The 6,155-nt window shown below is 29.3% G+C and carries 4 protein-coding genes; all 4 read left to right on the top strand.

The genetic code is table 11. The annotated features are described in order from the left end of the window. The first annotated feature begins 220 nt into the window (after positions 1-220). Entirely contained in the window at positions 221-1,927 is a 1,707-nt protein-coding gene (locus I6U48_RS02575) for a bifunctional diguanylate cyclase/phosphodiesterase (RefSeq protein WP_218318838.1), read from the top strand. Positions 1,928-2,174: 247 nt separating this feature from the next. Continuing rightward, the gene (locus tag I6U48_RS02570; RefSeq protein ID WP_246615168.1) at positions 2,175-3,392 is read left to right on the top strand and encodes a PucR family transcriptional regulator; all 1,218 of its coding nucleotides are present in this window, start codon (positions 2,175-2,177) and stop codon (positions 3,390-3,392) included. Between the two features lie 181 nt (positions 3,393-3,573). Continuing rightward, positions 3,574-4,722 (top strand): iron-containing alcohol dehydrogenase, encoded by a 1,149-nt coding sequence (locus tag I6U48_RS02565; protein ID WP_218318837.1) that lies wholly within the window; start codon positions 3,574-3,576, stop codon positions 4,720-4,722. A 27-nt stretch (positions 4,723-4,749) separates the two neighbouring features. Further along, positions 4,750-6,108 carry an aminotransferase class III-fold pyridoxal phosphate-dependent enzyme gene (locus tag I6U48_RS02560; RefSeq protein WP_218318836.1) on the top strand — a complete coding sequence of 453 codons (1,359 nt, stop codon included), beginning with the start codon at positions 4,750-4,752 and terminating at the stop codon, positions 6,106-6,108. Positions 6,109-6,155: the final 47 nt, after the last annotated feature.

Genomic DNA, 6,155 nt, shown 5'->3' with positions numbered 1-6,155 from the left:
AATGGTACAAAATATTTATTTTGTTTTAATACAATATACAATGAATTGGTTACAATGTCAAAATAGTTTAATTAAATTAAATAAAATAAAATTCAAAAATGTAGATAAAATAGTTGTTTTTAACAAATAAAATGTAGGTAGGCATAAGGATAAATTAAAGGATATTGAACAAATTGAAAATAATGAACAAATTTTATTGAAACTTTTAAGGAGGCACAAGATGTATAGAAATAATAAGGGTAACTTTAAGAAAATAGAATTTAATGAGGTATATAAACGTGCAGTTAACGGAGGAAATTTTGGAGTATTTGAATGGAGTATAAATAAAAATGAAATGTTCATTTCTGAAAAAATAAAAGAGTTAACTGGGTACAAATTTGAATATGTTAAAGATATGATGGAATTCATCAATGTTATAGCTTATGAAGAAGATAAAATATTAGCAATGAGAGATTTAAATAGGCATATTAGTGGAGATTTACCATTTTATCAGAGTACATTCAGAATAAAAAATCAAAATGGACAAATTAGATGGGTGAGGTTTAAGGGGAAAATCTTTAAAGATAAAGCAGGAAGGTATAATTTATTTTCAGGAGTAATGTCAGATGTTACAAAAAACAAAATGCTTGAAGGGTGTGATAATCTCACTAGGATTCCCAATAGAGTATTTATTTTTGAAGAACTTAACAATTTAATAAAAGATATAAGAATTAATAATAGAAAAGGTGCATTGATATATATTGACATAGATAATTTTAAAAATTTAAATGATAATTTTGGATGGCATTTTGGAGATATGATTTTGGTGTTATTTTCTCAATTAATTACTACTTTACTTGATAAACATGGTAAATTAGCAAGATTAGGAGGAGATGAATTTATAATATTAATTGACGAATTTAATGACATAAAAGAAATAGAAGAAATATGCAATAGAATTCAGGAGTATATGGAAAAACCTTTCGAAGTAATGGATAAAAAAGTTTATATAACTGTAAGCTTAGGAGTAACAATTTTTCCGGATGACAGCTCAAACATGGATGAATTATTAAAATTTTGCAGTTTTGCAATGTACAAATCTAAAAATAAGGGGAAAAATATGTGTACTTTTTTTGATAAGCAAATAGCAGAGACTTATTTTAGAAAAATTCTAATTGAAAGTCAATTAAAAAATTCAATTAATAATAATGAATTAGATATTTTTTATCAGCCTCAAATTGATGCTAAAAATAATGAAATTATAGGCATTGAAGCACTTTTAAGATGGAATAATTGTAAACTTGGAAATGTTTCACCTCGTGAATTTATTCCCATTGCTGAAGATATAGAATATATAATACAAATAGGAAACTGGGTCTTAGATGAAAGTTTAAAAACTGCTTCTAGGTGGAGGAAAAAAGGTTATAAATTTAATGTCATTTCTGTAAATATATCACCTATACAAATAAAAAGAATTGATTTTAAGGACAACTTATTAAATACATGTGCAAAGTACAATATTCCACCTTCCTCACTTGAAATAGAAATAACAGAGGGAACTTTAATGGAGGCTTGTAAAGATAGAATTGAAGCATTAAATCAACTTATTAAAAGTGGTGTAAATATTGCAATAGATGATTTTGGAACAGGGTATTCTTCATTAAACTATTTAGTTACTTTACCAGTTAACACATTAAAAATAGATAAATCCTTTATTGATAACATTAAAAATGAGAAAAATAAAGCTTTAATTAAATGTATATTAAATTTATCAAAGTCTCTAAAATATAAAATAGTTACTGAAGGTGTGGAAACAAAGGAACAAATGGATTTACTTGTTGATTTAGGATGCAATATAATACAAGGTTACTATTTTAGCAAGCCACTTCCATTGAATGAAATTGAAGATTTATTGGAGAAGAAAAGTGAAATGTTAAAAATAACTTAGAGGTAAAAAATATAGGTCTTGCTTTCAAATAATAATTTTTACAAATATTGTAAAAATTTAATGACCGCATTAGAGAAATCTGATGCGGTTTTTGATATTTTATATAAAAATAATAAAATATCAATATCCATATAAAGCATTGACAAATTATTAATAAAAAGATATTATAATTGATAAATTAATAAAAAAACAACATTTTTTATTAATTTGACTGAATAAATTCACAAGTAGGGGAGGGTGGAGTGATTTGTTTACTTGTAAAGAAATGCTTAAAACAGAAGGATTGGAAAAGATAAGATTAGTTGCAGGAAAAGGTGGGTTAGATAAAATAATAAACTGGGTTCATGTGATTGAAGTACCAGAAGTAGTGGATTGGGTAGAAGGAGGAGAACTTCTTCTTATAACAGGAGTAACAATACAGGATAATAAAGAAGCACTTTTGAAGCTTGTAAGAGATATAAATGGAAAGCGACTTTCAGGACTCGTTATAAACGTAGGACCATATATAAAGAAAACTCCAGATGAAGTTATAGAGCTTGCTAATTCTTTGAATTTTCCGGTATTTGAGCTTCCTTTTGAAGTAAAGCTTATAGGAATCACCCACATAATATGCAGAGAAATTTTTTCTAGTAAAATTCAGCAAGAATCTATGAATAGTTTTATGAATGAATTAATATTTGGTGAAGATGTTATAAATGATGTAGCAATAGATAGAGCTGTAAAATATGGGTATGATATAGAAAAAAATTATTATGCAATCATAGTAGAAATTGATGATTTTAATGAATACCTTCAAAGAAATAATATAGGAAAAGAAGAAAAAATAATAGAAGCCAAGCAGCACATATTAAAAATAATTGATACTGTTATGAAAAACTGCAATGAAAAATATATGTATATGACAGTAAGTGATTCTTTTTATCTAATGATAGAGGTAGATAAAAATGCCAATTATACGGACTTTATTAGTGAAATTGCAAGAAGGATTAGTGAAGATATAAGTAAAAATATTAATAACCTTACTGTAAGTATTGGCATAGGAGAAAAAGCATGTACATTAAGTGAATTTAGAAGTGCCGCATTGGAAGCCAAAAATGCAGTAGAGATATCTAAAAGATTATATGGAAAGAATAGCATGGGAGATTGCAGAAAGCTTGGAGTCTATAAATTATTTCTTGGTATTGAAAATGTAGATATAATGCTAAAGATATATAATGAAAAACTGGGAAAATTAAAGAGTAATGAAAAGAGTAGCTCCAATGAATTATTAAACTCCTTAGAGATATATATTGATGAAAATAGAAATATAGGAAATGCTGCTGAAAGGTTATTCATTCATAGAAATACTATGAAATATAGAATTAATAAGATTGAAGAAATACTTGAATGTGACCTTAAAGATGATAAGACTATGTTTAATATAATGTTATGTCTTAAGATAGGGAGATTCTTAGGTCTAAATTGATTTGGTTTTGAAGAGCTGAAACTTAAGATTTTATGTATAGTATACAAAAAAAATAAAAAAATTTGGATACCATGGACATAGGATTTAAATTAACAATATGTTATTATAACTTTATTGAAATTGATAAATTGATAAAAATAAAGATTAAATTTTGATAAATTATCATTAGAGAGGTGAGCGAATGAGTTGTTTTATTTTTCAGAGTCCTGTGAAAGTAATCTATGGTATAGATTCTACAAGAGCTGTGGGAAAAGAGGCTGCTAACTATGGGAAAAAAGCTATGTTAGTAACGGGGAGAAACTCTTCCAAAAAAACTGGTGCACTTTCGAAAGTAGTAGACAGTCTTAAAGAAAATAACCTAGAAGTTCTTATATTTGATGAAGTTGAATCAGATCCTAGTGTAAAAACTGTAAGAAAAGGTACAGAAAAAGCTAAAGAACAAGGTGTTGATTTTATTGTAGCTTTAGGAGGAGGAAGTGCCTTAGATGCAGCTAAAGGAATTAGTGCTATGTGTACAAATGCAGGAGATATTACTGATTATGAAAAAATTACCCTTACAAAAATGGGATTACCAGTAATTGCAATACCGACAACTGCAGGCACAGGAAGTGAAATTAGTAAATTTACAATAATTACAGATACTGAAAGAAAAATAAAAATGCTTATAGGAGGAGAGGCCATAATTCCTAAGGTTGCAATTTTAGATCCAAGTCTTACTATAATGATGCCCAAGAATGTAACAGCGGCAACAGGAATGGATGCACTAACACATGCTATAGAGGCTTATATCTCTAGGGCAAGTCAACCTATGACAGAGATGTATGCATTAAAAGCTATAGAGATTATAAGTAAAAACTTACCTAAGGCTGTATTGGATGGTGAAAATATTGAAGCAAGACAAAATATGTTAATTGGACAAATGTATGCAGGTTTTGCATTCAGTAATGCTTCAGTAGCATTAGTACATGCTATGGCAAGGCCACTAGGTGCATATTTTGATGTAGCACATGGACTTGCAAATGCACTGCTGCTTCCAAAGGTTATGGAATTTAACAGACCAGCTTGCAAGGAAAAATTAGTGAAAGTGGCGATAGCAATGGGAGAAAAGGTTGATGGGTTATCAGAAAATGAGGGGAGCTTTGCAGCCGTTAAAGCAATAAATAACCTGTTTTTAGAAACAGGACTTCCAAAAGCATTAAAAGAAGTAGGAGTCCTGAAAGAAAGTATTAAAGATTTGGCTAGGGATGCGCTTGAAAGTGGAAGTGTACTTTTCAATCCTAGAAAACCAAGTTTAGAAGAAATCATAAATATTTATGAAAAAATATATTAATTTTTAGAGGCTTAAGGGGGAAGAGAAATGTTAGTTTTAGAGAATAATAATGTAACAACAGAACAAGTAAAGGAATTTGATAAAAAATATAATCTTCATTCTTGGAGTGTACAAGGAACTTTAAATCCTATGGTAATTGAAAAGGCAGAGGGAATTTATTTTTGGGATAGTGAAGGTAAAAAATACTTTGATATGTCCTCTCAGCTTGTAAATATAAATGTAGGACATGGAAATAAAAAGATAATTGAGGCTATTAAAAAACAAGCGGATAAGATGGCCTTTATGGGACCAGGATATGCAATAGATGTAAGATCCATGCTAGCAAAAAAAGTAATTGAAAAAGCTCCAGATAACATGGGAAAGGTCTTTTTCACTCTTGGAGGATCAGATTCAAATGAAAATGCAATTAAAATAGCAAAGATGTTTACAGGAAGAAACAAAATCTTTTCAAGATACCGTTCTTATCATGGTGCTAGCTACGGGGCTGCAAATTTGACAGGAGAACCTAGAAGATATACTTGTGAGCCAGGTATATCCGGTTTTGTAAAGTTCTTTGATCCTTATATTTATAGAGCGGGCATTGAATTTGAAAGTGAAGAGGATGCATCAAAATATTATGTAGATAAATTAAGAGAGCAATTAATTTATGAGGGAGCTGAAAATGTTGCAGCAATATTTTTAGAAACTGTAACAGGAAGTAATGGGGTAATAATACCACCAAAGGGATATTTAAAGGGTGTAAGAGAAATTTGTGATGAGTTCGGAATACTCATGGTGTGTGATGAAGTTATGGCAGGATGGGGAAGAACAGGAAAATGGTTTGCTTGTGAAAACTTTGGTGTAAAGCCGGATATTATCACTTTTGCGAAGGGTATAACCTGTGGATATATACCATTTGGAGGAGTAATAGTAGATAAAAAAATAGCTGAATATTTTGATAATAATATGCTTATGTGCGGTTTAACTTACAATGCTCATCCAATGGGATGCGCTGCAGGAATTGCAACTTTAGAAGTTTATGAAGAAGAAAATTTAATTGAAAACAGTAGGAAAATGGGAAAAGTACTTGGAGAACTTTTAGAAGATATTAAAGAAAAGCATCCATCAGTTGGAGATGTAAGGTATATTGGACTATTTTCAGCAGTTGAATTAGTAAAAGATAAGAATACCAGAGAAGCATTAGTTCCATATGGAAAAGATCCAGATAAAATCATGTCAAGAGTAATTGGAATGTTAAAAGAGAAGGGTTTTTCAACTTATCATCATGAAAACAACATAATGATAGCTCCTCCACTTATTATCAAGGAAGATGAACTTAGAGAAGCTATGAGTATTTTTGATAGGGTAATGTGTTTTGTTGATGAATATATAAAAAGAACAATTTGATAATGACAATGTAAAAAGCGATTTAAATATAAATATAGGGGTGTGTG

The organism is Clostridium thailandense (assembly GCF_019207025.1).
Classification (GTDB): Bacteria; Bacillota; Clostridia; order Clostridiales; family Clostridiaceae; genus Clostridium_AM; species Clostridium_AM thailandense.
This window is presented reverse-complemented; position numbering and strand designations above follow the sequence as displayed.

What these genes read in the sequence shown, in the direction of transcription:
- I6U48_RS02565 (WP_218318837.1), top strand. Translation starts at nt 3,574, where the DNA reads ATGAGTTGTTTTATTTTTCAGAGTCCTGTGAAAGTAATCTATGGTATA.
- I6U48_RS02575 (WP_218318838.1), top strand. Translation starts at nt 221, where the DNA reads ATGTATAGAAATAATAAGGGTAACTTTAAGAAAATAGAATTTAATGAG.
- I6U48_RS02560 (WP_218318836.1), top strand. Translation starts at nt 4,750, where the DNA reads ATGTTAGTTTTAGAGAATAATAATGTAACAACAGAACAAGTAAAGGAA.